This is a genomic window from Vibrio sp. 1874, from assembly GCF_033344395.1.
Lineage (GTDB): Bacteria > Pseudomonadota > Gammaproteobacteria > Enterobacterales > Vibrionaceae > Vibrio > Vibrio alginolyticus.
On record NZ_JAWPOR010000006.1, the window covers coordinates 17,467 to 36,145 of the forward strand.

Here is an 18,679-nt window from a genome sequence, read left to right on the forward strand (position 1 = left end):
TGTTTTCAAAAATAAGCTTACCACTAATTATTGGCGCTTGCCGCTGAGCTTGCAGATTTAACCACTGATGACTCAAATCAGCCGCTCAAGACTGTCATCAACCTTTCGCCATTTTTAAAAACCGCTCAAGCAGCATATCGACCACTCAGTGCTCTATTCGACCACTCATCTACTAACCGAATGCATTTAACACAAGTGACGCATAACATGCATCCTGAGATTAAAAAATTACCCTACCCAACTAAGACCAAGGACAATTGCTATGATGTGGTTTCTAACCTGTGTCGCAGCCCTAATCGGCGGATACTTCATCTACGGCGCTTTCGTCGAGAAGATTTTCGGCATCAATGAAAAACGCCAAACGCCAGCTCACACCAAATCGGACGGTGTTGACTTCGTTCCAATGTCAACAAAGAAAGTTTACCTAGTTCAACTACTTAACATCGCAGGTGTTGGTCCAATTTTTGGCCCGATCATGGGGGCACTATACGGTCCTGCGGCGATGCTTTGGATTGTAGTCGGTTGTATTTTTGCTGGTGCAGTACACGATTACTTCTCAGGCATGCTTTCAGTGCGTAACGGCGGTGCATCTGTACCTACCATTACAGGTCGCTACCTAGGTAATGGCGCAAAACACTTTATGAATATTTTTGCCATTGTCCTATTACTTCTAGTTGGCGTAGTGTTCGTTTCAGCCCCTGCTGGCATGATTACTAACCTCATCAATGATCAAACAAGCTTGAGCGTAAGCATGACTACAATGGTTATTGCTATATTTGCTTACTACATCATTGCGACGATTGTTCCTGTCGATAAAATCATTGGTCGTTTCTACCCACTGTTTGGCGCCCTACTTATCTTTATGTCTGTTGGCCTAATGACAGCCGTTGCTTTCTCTAGCGAACACACAGTAATGGGTGACTTCCAAGTTTCGGACATGTTCTCTAACCTCAACCCAAATGACATGCCGTTATGGCCTGCATTGTTCATCACTATCGCATGTGGCGCTATCTCTGGCTTCCACGCAACTCAGTCTCCACTGATGGCGCGTTGTATGGAAAATGAGAAAAACGGTCGCTTCGTATTCTACGGTGCAATGATTGGTGAAGGTGTTATCGCGCTAATTTGGTGTGCTATCGCTCTGTCTTTCTTCGGCTCTCTAGACGCTCTATCCGAAGCTGTGAAAAACGGTGGTCCTGGTAACGTGGTATACAGCGCATCATTTGGTCTGCTAGGTGTGTTCGGTGGTATCCTTGCGTTCCTGGGGGTGGTTATCCTACCAATTACGTCTGGCGATACAGCGTTCCGTTCAAGCCGCTTGATCCTTGCTGAATACTTCAACATGGAACAAAAAACGCTACGTAACCGTCTACTGATGGCACTTCCACTGTTCGTTATCGGCGGTATCTTAACTCAAGTAGACTTCGGCATTATCTGGCGCTACTTCGGTTTTGCAAACCAAACAACAGCGGTAATGATGCTTTGGACTGCGTCCGCTTACCTACTGCGTCACAACAAGCTGCACTGGATTACCACTATCCCAGCTATCTTCATGACCACGGTATGTGTCACGTTCATCTTAAACAACAGCTCGCTAGGTTTTGGTCTGCCAATGCAACTATCAACTATCGTAGGTATTGTGTTTGCCCTAGCTGTGACAGGTTACGTTATCAAAACCTCTAAGGGTAAAGGTGAAACTGAACTGGCTGACGAAGAGAAACCACAAGCCGTATCAGAAACAGCGTAATACTCGTCACATCTGAGTGACTAAGATAGGAGCCTGCCAATTGCAGGCTCTTTTTGTTTTATACCCAAGTCACTTTAAGACTCAGAAAGCACAGCGCAGCATCATTTACTTAGCTGTTCTTATCTATCTGAGCCAAGCATCTTGAGGTTACTTAGGTATACAATAACAACATTGATTCTAGGTTAGGTTCACTATGGAACTGGTCATCTCCCTTTTACAACAGATGTGTGTGTACTTAGTTTTGGCTTACATGCTAAGTAAAACGCCAATCATCTTACCTTTGCTGAGTATTTCTTCGCGCTTAAGCCACCGCCTAATTTGTTACGTACTCTTCTCTGGCTTTTGTATTCTCGGCACCTATTTCGGTCTGCACATCAACGATGCTATTGCCAATACTCGTGCGATCGGCGCAGTTATGGGCGGGCTGTTTGGTGGACCTGTTGTAGGTTTCGCCGTCGGATTTACTGGTGGCATCCATCGATACTCTCTTGGTGGTTTTACCGACCTAGCCTGTGCAATTTCAACCACCGCCGAGGGCGTAATTGGTGGTTTGCTCCACGTTTACCTTATCAAGCGAAATAAAGGTGCATTGCTGTTTAATCCAAGCGTTGTATTCAGCGTCACGTTTGTTGCAGAAGTGGTGCAAATGATTTTGCTGCTCGCCGTCGCGAAACCTTTTGATCAAGCCTATGAACTGGTGTCCGCTATTGCAGCGCCTATGATCATCGCGAACTCATTTGGTGCGGCGTTGTTCATGAGTATCCTGCAAGACAGAAAAGCAATCTTTGAAAAGTTTTCTGCGACGTTTTCGCGTCGAGCGCTCACCATTGCTGATCGCTCAGTGGGAATTCTAAGCAACGGCTTCAACACCGAAAACGCAGAGAAAATCGCACGTATTATTTACGAAGAAACCAAAGTGGGCGCTGTCGCGATTACTGACCAAGAAAAAATCTTAGCGTTTGTGGGCATTGGCGATGATCACCATAAACCAAACACGCCGATTTCATCGCAAAGCACATTAGACTCCATGGAGAAAAACGACATCATTTATCTTGATGGCGCGGAGCGTCCATACCAATGCTCCATTGCAAAAGATTGCAAGCTCGGATCTGCGCTGATCATCCCACTGCGTGCAGGGAAAGAGGTCATTGGTACCATAAAGCTGTATGAACCGAAGCGTAAATTGTTCTCGACGGCCAACATGTCGATGGCGGAAGGAATAGCCCAGCTTCTATCTAGCCAAATCCTTTATGGCGATTACCAACAACAACAAGCCTTACTCGCCCAAGCAGAAATAAAATTGCTTCACGCTCAGGTGAATCCACACTTTTTGTTTAATGCACTCAATACTATTAGTGCGATTACTCGTCGTGACCCTGACAAAGCGCGCGAGCTAATCCAAAATCTATCGCACTTCTTCCGCAGCAATTTAAAGCAGAACATTAATACCGTGACGCTAAAGGAAGAGCTTGCACATGTGAACTCGTACTTGAGCATCGAAAAAGCGCGTTTTACGGACCGCTTAGAGGTTGAAATCGATATTCAACCTGAATTGCTGGACATCAAATTACCAAGCTTTACACTCCAGCCTTTGGTTGAGAACGCCATTAAGCATGGCATTTCAAACATGCTTGAAGGTGGTAAAGTTCATATATACAGCGAAGCACACCCACAAGGTCACTTGATTACCGTCGAAGACAACGCAGGCAGTTTTGAACCGCCAAAAGAAAACCACTCAGGGCTAGGTTTAGAAATTGTCGACAAACGTCTCACTAATCAATTTGGACGTGATGCAGCGCTAAAAATTACGTGCGAGCCACATCAATTTACTAAAATGAGCTTTATCATTCCCCCAAAATCATAAAAGCACGCTGAAGCAATAAAGGTAATGTTGGATGTTAACCGCACTCGTCATTGATGATGAACAGTTTGCTCGTGAAGAGCTAGCAGAGTTACTGGATGAAACAGGCCAAGTTGAGGTCGTGGGCGATGCCTCAAACGCAATCCTTGGCCTAAAAAAAATCAATGAACTCAAGCCTGATGTGGTGTTTCTCGATATCCAAATGCCTCAAGTCACGGGGATTGAATTACTTGGGATGCTTGATCCAGAAACCATGCCTTATGTGGTTTTTGTCACGGCTTATGATCAGTATGCGATTCAAGCATTTGAAGACAATGCCTTTGATTACTTGCTCAAACCTGTCGACCCATGCCGGTTAACTAAAACGGTCAAACGACTAAACAAAGTCATTAGCCAATCCGCCCTAACGCAACAACTGTCTGCTATTACACCTGACACGTTGGATCAGATACCGTGCATCGGACACAACCGCATCGTTATCATGGCCACCGACACGGTGGAATGTGCTTACAGTGATATCAGCGGCGTGCATGTACGCTCCACCAGCCAAACCGCGAGCACCCAACTGACATTAAAAACGTTGGAAGAGAAAACCCCTCTAGTCCGCTGCCATCGTCAATACTTAGTCAGTATTAAAGCGATTAGCGAAATCAAGTTACTGGAAAATGGGTTAGCGGAAATCATCACCAAAACAGGCTTTGAGATACCAGTAAGCCGCCGCTACTTAAAGGTGCTCAAAGAGATGCTCGGCATTAGCCACTAACACAAAAACTTCACACATCATCGCTGAGTTTCCGCTAGCGTATAAATAGGACGCTCTGAAAAGACGAGGCGATGATGTATAAAGTTTTATTCATATGTAAGCACAACGCTGGACGAAGCGTCCTCGCGGAGTCAATCGCAACCAATATCCTGCCAGCAGATTTTAGTGTCACCAGTGGAGGCTCACATCCCACAGGCAAGGTGCACCCAGTGGTGCAAAAATATTTAGATGACCACCAACTCCCCATTCCGCATATCCACACGCATTCATGGGAGGAGCGAACTCAGTTTCTTCCCGACATCGTTATTATTCTCTGTGATTCTTTACATCAAGAAACCGCTCCTCAGTGGCTTGCAGGTGGTGTTCGAGTAAACTGGCAAGTTGATGCTTTTCCGACCTATGGTTCTGATGAAGACATGTACGCACATTGCGAAAAGGTTGCTCAATCGCTTGAGCGAAGAATCACGAAGATGTCTGATATGATTATCGATGGTTTAGGAAAAGACCAAATTCGTGATTACCTAAATGAGTTAAGAGAGATGTAAAAAAGGCGACCCACAGGTCGCCTTTTGAATATTCGATAAATAGAGACTAATTCACTTGCTTGATTTGAAGTTCTTTAGGTACTTCAAAGAACATATTCTCTTCACGGCCAAGTACTTCATCAACCGCTTCGGCACCAACGAGTTCTTTGATTCGCTCTAGAATCTGATTAACGAGCTCTTCCGGAGCAGATGCTCCCGCAGTCACGCCGACCTTTGTTTTGCCTTCGAACCACTCAGGTTTGATATCTTCCGGACAGTCGGTTAAGTAGCCAGGTGTCCCTAGCTTTTCAGCTAGCTCTTTAAGACGTGTAGAGTTTGATGAGTTTTTAGAACCCACCACAACCATCACATCTACGTCACCAGCTAATTCACGTACGGCATCTTGGCGGTTTTGTGTCGCATAACAGATATCGTCTTTACGTGGACCTTGGATATCTGGGAACACGCGGCGTAGCTCTTCGATAACATCGGCAGTTTCATCGACAGAAAGCGTCGTTTGGCTTACGTAATGAAGATCGGATGGATCTTTCACAATCGCCTTCAGTTTCTCAACATCGGCTGGAGTTTCAACCAAGTACATACCACCGGTTTCACTGGCGTATTGCCCCATCGTACCTTCGACTTCAGGGTGACCTGCGTGACCAATCAGAACCACTTCCATATTACGACGGCTCGCACGCGCCACTTCCATATGCACTTTGGTTACTAAAGGGCACGTTGCGTCAAATACGGTCAAATCACGCTGCTTGGCTTCCTGACGAACTGCCTGCGATACACCATGAGCAGAGAAAATCACAATGTTGTTGTCTGGCACTTCGTGCAGTTCTTCAACGAAGATAGCACCACGCTGTTTTAGACCTTCAACCACAAAACGGTTATGCACCACTTCATGTCGAACATAGATAGGTGGCTGATACATCTCTAGCGCACGCTCTACGATGCTAATCGCGCGGTCAACACCAGCACAGAAACCACGTGGGTTAGCTAACAGGATTTTCATTTCATTGCTCATGGAAGTTATCTTTTATTTGGTTCGCTATTCTACTGACAAAATTTCAACTTCGAAAGTCACGTCTTGTCCCGCTAGAGGATGGTTGAAGTCCACAGTGACTGAATCGCCTGCAATCTCTGTAATAATGCCCGGGATTTCCATGCCATCAGGGCCACTGAAGGCCATGATTGTACCAACTTCCACTTCTGCATCACCTACAAATTTAGTGCGATCCATATAGTGAATATGATCAGGGTTTGGCATACCAAAAGCGTCCGCCGCTTTTAGTTCAATTGCCTTTTGTTCGCCTACTTGTAAGCCTAGTAGGCATTGCTCAAAGTTCTCACTCAAGCTGCCATCGCCCATAACAAACTTCGCTGGTTTACCCATGTTATGAGTACTATCTGCAACCGATCCGTCTTTCATTTTAATCGTAAAGTGAAGGGTTACTACCGATTCATTGGTTATTGTTGTCACGTTAATGCTTCCTTGTTCTTGGGTTATTACGCTGTCAGCTTGGTCTTTTTATACATTGATATGCTGATTGGCGCTCCAACATAATAAAAAGCGTCGCTCGAATCAACGGACGACGCTTAGGGTTATTCGATATACCGCAAAAGATTACTTGTCAGCGTCTTTTTTACGGAAGCCATCCAGAATAATCATTGCCGCACCAATACAGATCGCCATGTCAGCAAGGTTGAATGCTGGCCAGTGGTAGTTACCCCAGAAGAAGTCTAGGTAATCAACAACAAAGCCATGAACGACGCGGTCAAACACGTTGCCCACTGCACCACCAATAATCAGTGCATAAGCAATGTTGTTCCATTTTTCTTTTGCTGGAAGCTTGCTCATCCAGTAGGTCAAAAGACCCGTCACAACAAACGCGATACCTGTAAATAACCAACGCTGCCAACCGGCTTGATCGCTCAAGAAGCTGAATGCAGCACCGTAGTTATGAACATAAAGTAGGTTGAAGAATGGCAACACCTCAATTCGGTTTGCCCATCCGTAGCCCATGTTGTCCATCACCACCAATTTGATGCCAATATCTGCAATAAATACCAGAATTGCTAACCACAGCCAGCGAACTCCAGATTGCTTTAACGTCAGTGCTTTTTCACTCATTACTTTACCTACAAACAGCCCCAGTAAATACTGGGGCTGTTAATTTTAAAAAAAGTTCAGTCGTTCTAGGCAATTACGCGAATTTACGTACTTCACCTTCGCCGTCTACGTTAGACACACAACGACCACAGATCTTCTCGTGACCTTCAATTGTGCCTACGTCTGGCGTGTGGTGCCAACAACGGTCACACTTCTCGCCTTCAGCTGCTGCTACTTCTACAAACAAGCCTTCGATATCTGTGGCTTGTGCTGCATCCGTCTTCTCACCTAGAGGCTTAACTTTCGCCGCAGAGGTTAGTAGAACAAAGCGCAGTTCATCTTCAAGTTTGTTGATCTTCGCCGCTAGTGCGTCATCAGCAAACAGAGTCACTTCAGCTTGTAGTGCACCACCAATGGTTTTCTCTTTACGCGCATCTTCTAGAAGTTTGTTTACCGCACCACGAACCGCTTGGATCTCAGACCAGAATTCGTTGTTCAGCTCTTCACCTTCAGCAAGACCGAATAGACCGTCGAACCACTCACCAGTGAATACGAACTTGTCGCGTTGACCTGGCATTTCGTTCCAGATTTCATCTGCAGTGAACGACATGATTGGCGCCATCCAACGAACTAGCGCTTCTACGATGTAGTAAAGTGCAGTCTGACAGCTACGTTGAGCGTTGCCGCCACGTTTTGCTGTGTACTGACGGTCTTTAATTACGTCTAAGTAGAAAGAGCCCATTTCGATTGAACAGAATTGCATTAGACGCTGAGTTACACCGTGTGTGTTGTACTCTTCGTATGCTTTAACAATCTCTTCTTGTGCTGCTAGTGCACGACCAACCGCCCAGCGATCTAGCGCAACCATCTCTTCAACAGGAACGATGTCTGTTTCAGGGTTGAAGCCGCTCAAGTTAGCTAGGAAGAAACGCGCTGTGTTACGGATACGACGGTACGCATCTGCGCTGCGTTTTAGGATTTCATCAGAAACCGCAACTTCACCAGTGTAGTCTGTAGAAGCAACCCATAGACGAAGAATGTCAGCACCTAGCTTGTTGGTTACGTCTTTTGGCGCAACCACGTTACCGATAGATTTAGACATCTTACGACCCTGACCGTCAACCACGAAACCGTGTGTCAGTACTTGTTTGTAAGGTGCTTCGTCTTTCATCGCAATAGATGAAATTAAAGAAGATTGGAACCAACCGCGGTGTTGGTCAGAACCTTCTAGGTATAGGTCTGCACTGTTGCCGTTGTACTCTTCACGAGCATCAACAACAGAGAAGTGAGTGACACCTGAATCGAACCATACGTCTAGCGTATCTAGCACTTTTTCGTATTGGTCAGCGTCAGCACCTAGTAGTTCAGCGGCATCTACATCCCACCATGCTTGGATGCCTTTCTCTTCAACCAGCTTAGCGACTTTCTCGATCAGCTCTAGCGTGTTTGGATGAAGTTCTGCTGTTTCTTTATGAACAAACAGAGCAATTGGCACACCCCAAGTACGTTGACGAGAGATACACCACTCAGGGCGACCTTCGATCATACCTTCGATGCGGCTTTGACCCCACTCAGGCATCCACTCTACATTCTTGATTGACTCTAATGCTTTAGCACGTAGGCCAGCTTGGTCCATAGAAACGAACCATTGAGGTGTAGCACGGAAGATGATTGGGGTCTTATGACGCCAACAGTGTGGGTAGCTGTGCTCGTAAGCGTGGTGGTGTAGTAGTGCACCTTTTTCTTTTAGTACTTCTACTACTGCATCGTTCGCTTTAAATACGTGCTGACCAGCAAATAGCTCTGTATCTGGTAGGTAAACACCGTTTGAGCCAACTGGGTTTGCTACTTCTAGGTTGTACTTGTTACCAACCGCGAAGTCTTCTTGACCGTGACCAGGAGCAGTGTGAACAACACCAGTACCTGAATCAGTCGTAACGTGATCACCAAGGATCGCCGGTACAGTGAAATCGTAGAATGGGTGTTGGAATTGAGAAAGCTCTAGGTCCGCACCTTTAGCAAAGCCAAGGTTGTGGAAGTGCTCGATACCCGCACGATCCATTACGTCTTTCGCTAGCTCAGCAGCAACGATGATACGCTCAGCGTTGTCGCCTTCTGTTTGGATAAGCACGTACTCTAGATCATCACGTAGACATACTGCGCGGTTTGCAGGCAGTGTCCAAGGTGTTGTTGTCCAGATAACGATAGATACGTCACCGTGACCTTCATGACCTTCTGTCAGTTCAAATTTAGATAGCAGTGCCGCTTCGTCAGCCGCTTTAAAACGAACGTCGATAGATGGCGATACTTTATCTTTGTATTCTACTTCCGCTTCAGCAAGAGCAGAACCACAGTCTGTACACCAGTGAACAGGTTTGAAACCTTTTAGAAGGTGACCATTGCTTGCAATCTTACCAAGAGCACGAATAATGTTCGCTTCAGTTGCGAAATCCATAGTGCGGTATGGCTTGTCCCACTCACCCATGATGCCAAGACGTTTGAAGCTCTCTTTCTGACCTTCAACCTGACCTGCTGCGTATTCACGACATTTCTCGCGGAATTCCGCTGCTGTCACTTTTTGGCCTGGCTTACCTACTTTCTTCTCTACCATTAATTCGATTGGTAGACCGTGGCAGTCCCAGCCTGGGATGTAAGGTGCGTCAAAACCTGAAAGTGTTTTGGATTTAATAATAATGTCTTTAAGAATCTTGTTTAGTGCGTGACCAATATGAATGTCACCATTTGCGTAAGGAGGGCCATCGTGCAATACGAATGACTTTTTGCCTTTCTTAGCTTTACGGATTTCACCGTAAAGATCTTCTTTGTACCAACGCTTAAGCATTTCTGGCTCACGATTGGCCAGGTTGCCGCGCATTGGAAACCCTGTTTCAGGTAAGTTCAGGGTATCTTTATACTCACTCATCGATTCTTAATTCCGTTATATTGGGCGAAAATTAGACATTATGTTGAACGGTGGAATAAACCGCTCAACGCTTAAGCTGACGCAGCCACACCCTTGCTGCTTCAGCATCCAATTCAATTTGTTGTTTAAGTGCTTCAAACGACTCAAACTTTTGCTCATCTCGAAGTTTATGCAAAAGTTCCACTTCTAGTTGCTTGCCATATAAATTGGCATGAAAGTCGAATAAGTGCACTTCTAACTGTTGGCGAACACCATTGACGGTTGGTCTTTGACCAATATTAGCAACACCACCAACTGGCTTATTTCCTAAGCCAAGCGCTTGAACAACATAGACTCCGGAAACCGGAGAAACACAGCGTTTCAAAGGAATATTTGCAGTAGGGAACCCAATGGTTCGACCTAGCTTTCTTCCATGAGAAACACGACCGCTGATGCTGTAGTTTCTTCCCAGCATCTGTTGCGCGGAATGCAAATCGTCACGCGCCAGCGCTTGACGGATAGCCGTACTGCTGACACGTAATTGTTGTAAACAAAAGCTCTGGGTACTTACGACATCAAAGCCGTATTTTTCCCCTGCTTCCTGCAGCATTGCAAAGTTACCTGTACGGCCTTTGCCAAAGCAGAAATCATCACCAACGACAAGAAACTTAACACCCAAACGCTCGACCAACAAGTCACGGATAAACTCTTCCGCGGTTAAACTTGCAAAATGGCGATTGAAATTGACACACAGTAAGCGGTCAATATCGAGCTTACTCAATTGCACGAACTTATCGCGTAATCGCGTCAACCTTGCAGGTGCCTTGTCTTTGGCAAACAGCTCCATCGGCTGAGGTTCAAAGGTCATCACAACAGAAGGCAAGGATAGCCTGTCCGCTTGCTCAGACACTTGCTGCAATACTTGTTGATGGCCTTTATGGACACCATCGAAATTGCCAATAGTCAGCACACAACCATGATGTCGCGGGTTGATATTGTGAATGCCTCTAATCAGTTCCATTGGATACTGCTTTCTGCCTCTGTTTTACTTTACACTGTGTGAAACTGACGGATTATATACTAATCACCCTCAGTCTGTCCCAGCTTTTAGGTCTTTTAAACGCGCACCAGTTAAAAATAGAACCACTAGGTAAACTACGGCTCCTAAACCGATCAACATCCCTAGCACCGCGCTTCGGTGAGCAAAGCTCCAGCCCAGCCATACTGACATATCTTCCAGTTGCCATAAGATTGCCGCCACCATCGCCGCGCCAGCAATAGCTAAACGTATAATAAAGAAGACGGTTCGCTTAGTGATTTGGTATACCTCTGCGATGTGCAGGCCACGATACAGCAGTGCCATATTCACAAATGCCGATAGTGCCGTCGCGATAGCCAAGCCAACGTAGCCATAGAAGTACGCAAAAATTGCATTAAATACCATGTTGGTCACCATCGCAATGATGCCGTATTTCACTGGCGTTTTAGTGTCTTGACGCGAGTAATAACCCGGAGCGAGCACTTTAATCAGCATAAAGTTCAACAAGCCTGAAGCGTAAGCAAAGAGTGACAATGATGCTTGATGTACGTCTTGTGGCGAAAACTCACCTCGCATGAATAACACCATCAACATAGGTTTTGCCAGTACCATCAAACCAAGCATTGCAGGAAGGCCAAGTAAGATCACCATGCGCACCCCCCAGTCCATGGTTTGTGCGAATCCTTCATTTTGTGCGTCAACATGTTTGCGTGATAATGCTGGTAAAATCACCGTTGCAATAGCAATACCAAACAGACCTAACGGGAATTCCAACAAGCGATCTGAATAGTACAACCAACTGATCGAACCGGTTTGCAGAAAGCTGGCAATAAAAGTATCAAACAACAAATTGATTTGGCTTACCGACACACCGAACAAAGCAGGAATCATTAAGGTTCGGATCTTCACCACGCCCGGATCGCGCCAGCCCCATTTCGGCTTAACCATAACCCCCGCTTTAATAAGGAAAGGGATTTGAAATAAGAACTGAACCAAACCACCAAGGAAAACACCGATGGCAAGGCCAATCTCTGGCTGTGACATCTGCGGCGAGATAAACCATGCTGCCAAAATGATCATTACGTTGAGGAAGACGGGAGTAAACGAAGAAACCGCAAACTTACCTAGTGTATTGAGAATGGCTCCCGATAGGGCAACAAAAGTGATGAACCATAAATAAGGAAAGGTAATCTTGAGCATCACGCTAGCAAGTTCGAACTTCTCAGCCGCGGGACCACCATGCATCCAGTCTAGGAACCAACCAAAACCAAACAGTGCAGTCACCACTCCGGAACCTAGAACACCTAAGATGGTAACAATTGAGACTATCACCCCTAATGTACCCGCCGCACGAGCAATGAGCTCCCGAGTTTTATCCATGTCGCCTTGAGCATGGCTTTCCGTTAAAACAGGTACAAACGCTTGGGAAAAAGCACCTTCAGCAAACAAACGTCGTAAAAAATTAGGAATTTTATTGGCGAAGAAAAAGACGTCTGCGCTTGCTCCTGCCCCCATTAAATTTGCCACTACAACATCACGAACTAGGCCAAGAACGCGGGAAATAAATGTCATAGCACTGACGATCATGCCAGACTTGAGTAGTCGTTTACTCACTGTAACCTCGGAATATCACCATAAGACAGCTAACCCTATACTGTTTCTCTGACAGGTGCTGCAAATAGACGTCAAAAATCTATCCGCGGGTTGTAAGGAATAAGTGTGCCTTTCGCGGATAATTATTAGCATTGGTATAAAAATGCTGTTAGAATCCCCGCCATCTTAACCGCGATAACCTCTCTTACCAAAATTTGTTTTGGCTTAGATCGGTTTTTGCACAAATCATTTGACATTTAAGCGCAAATGAGGGATATTCCTCGCCCTTAAATTGTCACAGAACTAAGTTTTTGGGAGTTAGACCCTTGGCAAATAGTAAATCTGCTAAGAAGCGCGCTATCCAAGCTGAGAAACGTCGTCAGCACAATGCTAGCCGTCGCTCAATGATGCGTACTTACATGAAGAAAACTGTTGCTGCTATCGAAGCAGGCGACAAAGAAGCTGCAACTGCTGCATTCGCTGTAGTTACACCTATCCTAGACCGCATGGCAACTAAAGGCCTTATTCACAAGAATAAAGCAGCTCGCCATAAGTCTCGTTTCGCTGCACAAATCAAAGCTCTTTAATAGAGTCCTGATTTTACAGTGAAGAAAAAACCGACCTTGTGTCGGTTTTTTTATATCTACAAAGTTTTCTTAATAAAAAAAGCTGGCAATGCCAGCTTTTCTTTTTCTGAATGTCCCATTTAAAGACATCAGCTTATTCATTACCCATATAACGCTCAAACTAGAAAGCACTAATAAAACACTTGAGAACAAAGCAAATTGGTCGATGAGTAGTACCCTATCATCAAAAGTTTAACGCCACTCTCAAATATTCCAACAAGTTAGATTCACACTCTAAGATGAGCAGTATATTAGGACTATTTAATTAATGTTGAGCACTCTCAGCACAATAAAGACTATGCAGTGTTTTTATTAACGCTTTCACTTCATCACTCTTTAATGTGTAGTACACCGTCTGTGCTTCTTTCCTTGTCGTGACTAACTCATCACGGCGAAGCCAAGCAAGATGCTGAGATAATGCCGACTGGCTTAGCTCTAACTTTGCACACAGCTCTCCCACGGACAGCTCTTGGTTATGCAGCATACAAAGGATTTGTAGGCGTCTCTCGTTTGCCATCGCTTTGAGCAACACGACGGCTTTTGCGGAGTTCTGCTCCATTTCTTGTAGATTCATGTGTTGGACCTCTAGCTACAACTTACTTATTCCAACCCTGGCCAGCTTGTTGTGTTGCACTGATTTATATATCTAAGAAAATCAAGATACACTTCCAGAGTCTTCATTATTAGAACCTCTAATTTAGTTGTTAGTGATACACCAATATTATCCACCAAGGATTTTAATTGGTGCGCCATCAATAATTAATAGTTTTGCTCACTAAAACAAGTATCTTGCTTACTTAGATATTATTTAGAATTATATTTTTATTGATAGTAATCTATTTATTTACGCAACGATACGGGTTTACTCAAACATTTGACTGAAATCAGCATCACAAACATTTTTTACCGCGGGGTGTTGGATCATTCGTTCCGCAAAAATCACGTAGTACTCTTCTTTTAGCCCATCGACATGGCCAATTAGCTGTAAATTTCGGTCGTCTTCAATCTCCGACATGTATACGGTCGGTGCCAAGAAAATCACATCATCGTGGTACCGAGCAAAAGCTTTCATCAACGCAACATCATCAAACTCCCCCAGCACATTGGGTTGAAGACCTTGACGATCAAACCATTGAATAACTTTACGCCCCATAGCCGTTCGGCTCGCGGGAATCAGAAGTTTTTTTTGTTCCAAGATCTCAGGGAATCGCACATTTTCAATTTCAGAAGAAGCAAAAAAGCTCATGCTACTTTCACCTAACTTTTTGCTATAAAGGCCAGGACTTTGAGTAGAATCAACGGGACAATCCGAAAGGATCATATCTAGCTTGTGCTGAGAAAGGCGTTCAAGTAGCAGTTCGTGGGTCGATTCATAACAGCGTAAATGAATACTGTTATCTTCCGGGACGGTCGTCATCAGTACTTTACTGACCAAGCGTTTAGATAATGCATCGGCTACACCAACTTCAAATAGAATGTTCGAGTGCTGGCTGTAATTGACGATATCTAACATCTCATAGCTCAAACCGAACATCCGGTCGGCGTACTTAAACACAAGCTGACCTAACTCAGTGGGCTCAACTGTACGACCATTGCGCTTGGTTAACTTTCCTTTCATGCGCTCTTCAAGCGCTTTAATCTGTCCTGTCACGGTTTGCGGTGTCAGGAAGAGCGCGTCAGCCGCCTTAGTTACAGAGCCCTGTTTGCACACCATCCAGAAATAATAGAGATGGTTGTAGTTTAGATGTGACATGATCGAGTCCCGAAAAGAAAGTGATACTTTTTATACCAAATGTGACAGAGACAAACAATAAACTCGACAAAACCATACAATACCTTACAAAAGCATAAGTTTTACCGAAAGTATAAAGTCAACACTGTCATAAAAGTTGAACTGAGGCGCATTTTCTCTACAAAAAAAACTCAAAAACCAAACAAAACTAAATCAAAATTTAACCATTAAAATCAACAAGTTAAAAATTAATTTTCTTCCTCTTTTACGCCATTATCAAAAAGAACAATAAAAATCTCTCACAGCAAGAAATCTGTAATATTACTGAAATATTTGTTCTCTAACATCGCCCGCAGATTCAACTACAGACCGAAAAATGAACTGAAAGGTCAACGGAGAAAATTATGATGAACCAAGCTACTTCAACAGTGGCACCAATTTCGAGCACAGCTCGTTGGTTACGCTGGGCTAACTTGGCATTCATGTTATATCTGCTTCTTCTAGCAGTATCTATGGTTGGTAGTGGCTTTAAATGGGCAACTGGCGATCAAGCTAAGGTGCTATTTGAATTTGCCGCACACCCAGTTGCAGGTCTAATGATCGGCTTGGTGGCAACAGCCTTAATTCAGTCTTCAAGTACTGTAACGTCTATTATTGTAGGCTTGGTTGCAGGTGGCTTACCTGTAGAAACCGCTATCCCTATGGTGATGGGTGCTAACATTGGTACCACAGTGACCAATACGCTTGTGTCTCTTGGCCACGTGCGCTGTAAAGAAGAGTTCAAACGTGCATTTGCAAGTGCAACCATTCATGACTTCTTCAACTTGCTTGCTGTCGCTATTTTCCTTCCGTTGGAAATGATGTTCGGCATTTTAGAGAAAGTTTCTCACTGGCTTGTTTCTCCACTGCTTGCTACTGGTGATATGAGCATTAAAGGCTTCAACTTTATTAAACCAATTACAAAGCCAGTCGTAGGCGCAATTAAAGAGCCACTTTCTACCTTCGGTGATACTGTTGGCGGCGTCATGCTTATTGCTTTGGGTATTGCGACTATCTTCGTTGCAATCACAGTGATGGGTAAATTGATGAAGAGCCTAATGGTTGGTCGCGCACGTGAAATTTTGAAAAACGCCATCGGTCGTGGTCCTATTCACGGCATCGTATCAGGCTCAATCGTGACCGTTCTAGTACAATCTTCCTCAACCACGACAAGTTTAATGGTTCCGTTGGTTGGTACTGGCGTGTTGAAAGTACGAGATATCTACCCTTTCACTCTGGGTGCTAACATTGGTACTTGTATTACGGCACTACTAGCAGCGACAGCGGTATCTGGAGAGTTCGCAGTATTCGCACTACAAATCGCTCTAGTCCACTTAGTATTTAACATCATGGCGACGCTGTTTATCTTTGGAATTCCATTCCTACGTGAGATTCCGGTTAAAGGCGCTGAGATGATTTCTGAAATGGCTATTAAGAATAAAGCAGTTGTTGGTGGTTACCTAATGTCAGTATTCGTTATTCTACCAGGTGCAATTCTAGCCCTAACAACGTAACAACAACGACATACCATCGCTTATTGTTTAGGCTCCACATCGTGGAGCCTTTTTTATGATAATTAAACTGTTCAAATCGATTGTCCGGTGATAATTTGAGCCACATCAGCATGCTTATGCTGAGCTATCTCATTTGGAGTCGACAACATGACGCAGCTTAATGACGCTATTTCTGATCAGCTACTCGCAATAGACGAAAACCTAACCCAACTGGTTGCTGATATTGATATCCTCAGTAGCGTGAATCCTCTTAATTATGCTCAAGAAAGAGAACGTTTCATTAAAAACAAATATTCTCAAGAGCCTAATTTTCAATATTCAATTACTAACGTAGATACCCACAGCGCAAAGCGACGTCTATATGAGCTACCTCTAGAAAACATTCAAGACACCCAACTGCAGAGGCTGTACGCGGATGTAATTCAGTCTTATGCAGATAAACTGGATCAAGTGAATACCATAGGTACGCAAGAGTTTCTTTATAACTCCTTACGCTATTATGGGGAACCGAGCGCCAAAGATATTGCCAACGCCCATTTCATATTGCACCTTCCTACAGAAGAAGAAAAAGAACCTCAGCACAATAGCCGTGCAATAGCACGTTTCATGCAAAATTTTGCTCAACGCAATGGGTATGAATGTGAAATACAGGTGTTGGACGGGATGTTAGCAAACGCACTAGTTTCAGGATCTAGAGTCAAAATTAACCACGCGGCGTACATCACCACTGATGAGCTGGAGGCTCTTGCACATCATGAAATGGGAGTACATCTCCTAACTACGCTTAACGGTCGTCAACAACCGCTAAAAGTCCTGAGCTTAGGTTGTCCTGCCAATACCAACACTCAAGAAGGGCTGGCTATATTATGTGAGTATCTGTCAGGACATTTCAGTATCAAGCGCCTAAGAACCTTAGCCTTACGAGTTCTGGCAGTAGAGTCGATGATCAAGGATCGCGATTTCCGCCATACGTTCATGCTATTAAAAGAACAGTATAAAGCTTCTGATCTTCAAGCATTTACAACGACTGCCCGAGTCTATCGAGGTGGAGGTTTAACGAAGGATTACTTGTATCTTAGAGGATTCCGAGAGGTGCTCAATGCCTATGATAGATTGGGCGATGACTTTTCACTATTGTTGTGCGGGAAAACAGAGCTGAAGTACTTTGAGCTTATCCGTTCATTAGTGAGTAAAGAAATATTCACTCAACCTAAGTTTATTAGCCCGGCACTGTCCACACCGATGCAGACCAACCCAATTCACCGTTATATTGTCAGTGCACTAAAATAATACCTTCTAAGTACAAAAAAGAAAAAAGCTCCATTCGGAGCTTTTTCTATATCTTGAAGAACGATACTCGTTACACTGAGAATGGGTAACGAATAGGATCGTGATGCTCGTACCCTTCAACCCAAAAGTCATCCAGTGTGACCCATGTTTCCAAATCTTCTAGAGATTTAATCTCTGGGTTGATATGGAACGTCGGCGCTTTTAATGGCTCACGTTTCAACTGAACATCGCGCATCAGTTCAAGCTGATCTTCATAAATGTGAGCATTCACAATCTTATGAAATGCCTGACCAGGTTTCTTGCCCGTAATTTGCGCCATAATCACCAAGAACACGTAAACTTGAACCATATTGAAGTTTAAGCCAAGCGGTACATCACACGAACGCTGAGTACTATTCAGGTAAAGCGTATCATCCAGCAATGAAAAATGGTGACTGTACATACAAGGACGCAAGCACCCCATGTGGAACTCACCCGGATTGTAGAAGTTCAAGATTTCACCGCGGTCATCAACACCACGCGTTAAGTCATCCACTATCTTACGTAGCTGGTCAACATGACCACCATCAGGTTTCGCCCAGGCGCGCCCTTGAACCCCATAGACACGGCCCATGTCGTCTTCACCTTTACGGTATGGGTTATTCAACCAGGCATCATTTAGGTTGGCATTGGCATCCCAGGTTTTCGTGCCCAGCTTACGAAAATCTTCCGCATTATCGTAACCACGAATATACCCTAATAGTTCTGCAACGGCCGCTTTCCAAAAACTTTTACGTGTGGTGACCAACGGAAATTGATTGTTCGCAACATCGTAGGTTAAATCCGCGTTGATTACGGTCAGGCAGCGCTTGCCTGTACGCTCATTTTCAACCCAAACACCTTGGTCAACGATGCGTTGACACAAATCTAAATACTGTTTCACACCAATAC

Annotated in this window: 16 protein-coding genes; 7 read left to right on the forward strand and 9 right to left on the reverse strand. The window is 44.5% G+C overall.

Annotation, left to right across the window (positions count from 1 at the left end; all coding sequences use genetic code 11):
* Window positions 1-262 precede the first annotated feature (262 nt).
* The 4 genes from R8N46_RS13230 (at window position 263) to R8N46_RS13245 (ending at window position 4,916) form a co-directional block, all read left to right on the forward strand.
* Window positions 263-1,747 carry a carbon starvation protein A gene (locus R8N46_RS13230; RefSeq protein WP_005381914.1) on the forward strand — a complete coding sequence of 495 codons (1,485 nt, stop codon included), beginning with the start codon at window positions 263-265 and terminating at the stop codon, window positions 1,745-1,747.
* A 193-nt stretch (window positions 1,748-1,940) separates the two neighbouring features.
* On the forward strand, window positions 1,941-3,611 hold the full coding sequence (locus R8N46_RS13235) for a sensor histidine kinase (protein ID WP_005381915.1): 1,671 nt from the start codon (window positions 1,941-1,943) through the stop codon (window positions 3,609-3,611).
* A 31-nt stretch (window positions 3,612-3,642) separates the two neighbouring features.
* Complete coding sequence (gene btsR / locus R8N46_RS13240) at window positions 3,643-4,371, forward strand: two-component system response regulator BtsR (RefSeq protein WP_005381917.1); 729 nt, start codon at window positions 3,643-3,645, stop codon at window positions 4,369-4,371.
* A gap of 71 nt (window positions 4,372-4,442) precedes the next feature.
* Window positions 4,443-4,916, forward strand: coding sequence for a low molecular weight phosphatase family protein (locus tag R8N46_RS13245; RefSeq protein ID WP_115385743.1), 474 nt, complete (start codon window positions 4,443-4,445; stop codon window positions 4,914-4,916).
* 46 nt (window positions 4,917-4,962) lie between these two features.
* On the opposite strand, the gene ispH is transcribed toward R8N46_RS13245, so the two are convergent.
* The 6 genes from ispH to murJ form a co-directional block, all read right to left on the reverse strand.
* A complete protein-coding gene (gene ispH, locus R8N46_RS13250; RefSeq protein WP_042521861.1) occupies window positions 4,963-5,928 on the reverse strand; it encodes a 4-hydroxy-3-methylbut-2-enyl diphosphate reductase in 966 nt (321 codons plus the stop codon).
* Between the two features lie 24 nt (window positions 5,929-5,952).
* Window positions 5,953-6,384, reverse strand: a complete 432-nt coding sequence (gene fkpB, locus R8N46_RS13255; protein WP_042521860.1) for an FKBP-type peptidyl-prolyl cis-trans isomerase — start codon at window positions 6,382-6,384, stop codon at window positions 5,953-5,955.
* Between the two features lie 144 nt (window positions 6,385-6,528).
* Complete coding sequence (lspA, locus tag R8N46_RS13260; RefSeq protein WP_005385948.1) at window positions 6,529-7,035, reverse strand: signal peptidase II; 507 nt, start codon at window positions 7,033-7,035, stop codon at window positions 6,529-6,531.
* Between the two features lie 73 nt (window positions 7,036-7,108).
* Window positions 7,109-9,937 (reverse strand): isoleucine--tRNA ligase, encoded by a 2,829-nt coding sequence (gene ileS / locus R8N46_RS13265; protein ID WP_017821497.1) that lies wholly within the window; start codon window positions 9,935-9,937, stop codon window positions 7,109-7,111.
* Window positions 9,938-10,001: 64 nt separating this feature from the next.
* On the reverse strand, window positions 10,002-10,937 hold the full coding sequence (gene ribF / locus R8N46_RS13270; RefSeq protein WP_005381933.1) for a bifunctional riboflavin kinase/FAD synthetase: 936 nt from the start codon (window positions 10,935-10,937) through the stop codon (window positions 10,002-10,004).
* Between the two features lie 69 nt (window positions 10,938-11,006).
* Window positions 11,007-12,569 (reverse strand): murein biosynthesis integral membrane protein MurJ, encoded by a 1,563-nt coding sequence (gene murJ / locus R8N46_RS13275; protein ID WP_005381936.1) that lies wholly within the window; start codon window positions 12,567-12,569, stop codon window positions 11,007-11,009.
* Window positions 12,570-12,874: 305 nt separating this feature from the next.
* Between murJ and rpsT the strand changes: the two genes are divergently transcribed.
* Window positions 12,875-13,135 carry a 30S ribosomal protein S20 gene (gene rpsT, locus R8N46_RS13280; protein WP_005381938.1) on the forward strand — a complete coding sequence of 87 codons (261 nt, stop codon included), beginning with the start codon at window positions 12,875-12,877 and terminating at the stop codon, window positions 13,133-13,135.
* Window positions 13,136-13,439: 304 nt separating this feature from the next.
* On the opposite strand, the gene R8N46_RS13285 is transcribed toward rpsT, so the two are convergent.
* Window positions 13,440-13,748 carry an ArsR/SmtB family transcription factor gene (locus tag R8N46_RS13285; protein WP_005381940.1) on the reverse strand — a complete coding sequence of 103 codons (309 nt, stop codon included), beginning with the start codon at window positions 13,746-13,748 and terminating at the stop codon, window positions 13,440-13,442.
* Between the two features lie 288 nt (window positions 13,749-14,036).
* Window positions 14,037-14,927: a transcriptional activator NhaR gene (nhaR, locus tag R8N46_RS13290; RefSeq protein WP_005381942.1), complete on the reverse strand. Its 891-nt coding sequence runs from the start codon at window positions 14,925-14,927 to the stop codon at window positions 14,037-14,039.
* Between the two features lie 386 nt (window positions 14,928-15,313).
* Here nhaR and R8N46_RS13295 point away from each other — a divergent pair, with 386 nt between their 5' ends.
* Together R8N46_RS13295 and R8N46_RS13300 are read left to right on the forward strand one after the other, a co-directional pair.
* Window positions 15,314-16,459: a Na/Pi symporter gene (locus R8N46_RS13295; RefSeq protein WP_025768431.1), complete on the forward strand. Its 1,146-nt coding sequence runs from the start codon at window positions 15,314-15,316 to the stop codon at window positions 16,457-16,459.
* Between the two features lie 147 nt (window positions 16,460-16,606).
* Window positions 16,607-17,749: a flavohemoglobin expression-modulating QEGLA motif protein gene (locus tag R8N46_RS13300; RefSeq protein WP_213972410.1), complete on the forward strand. Its 1,143-nt coding sequence runs from the start codon at window positions 16,607-16,609 to the stop codon at window positions 17,747-17,749.
* Between the two features lie 70 nt (window positions 17,750-17,819).
* Here R8N46_RS13300 and R8N46_RS13305 read toward each other — a convergent pair whose 3' ends face one another.
* On the reverse strand, window positions 17,820-18,671 hold the full coding sequence (locus R8N46_RS13305; RefSeq protein ID WP_025768429.1) for a thymidylate synthase: 852 nt from the start codon (window positions 18,669-18,671) through the stop codon (window positions 17,820-17,822).
* Between the last annotated feature and the right edge of the window lie 8 nt (window positions 18,672-18,679).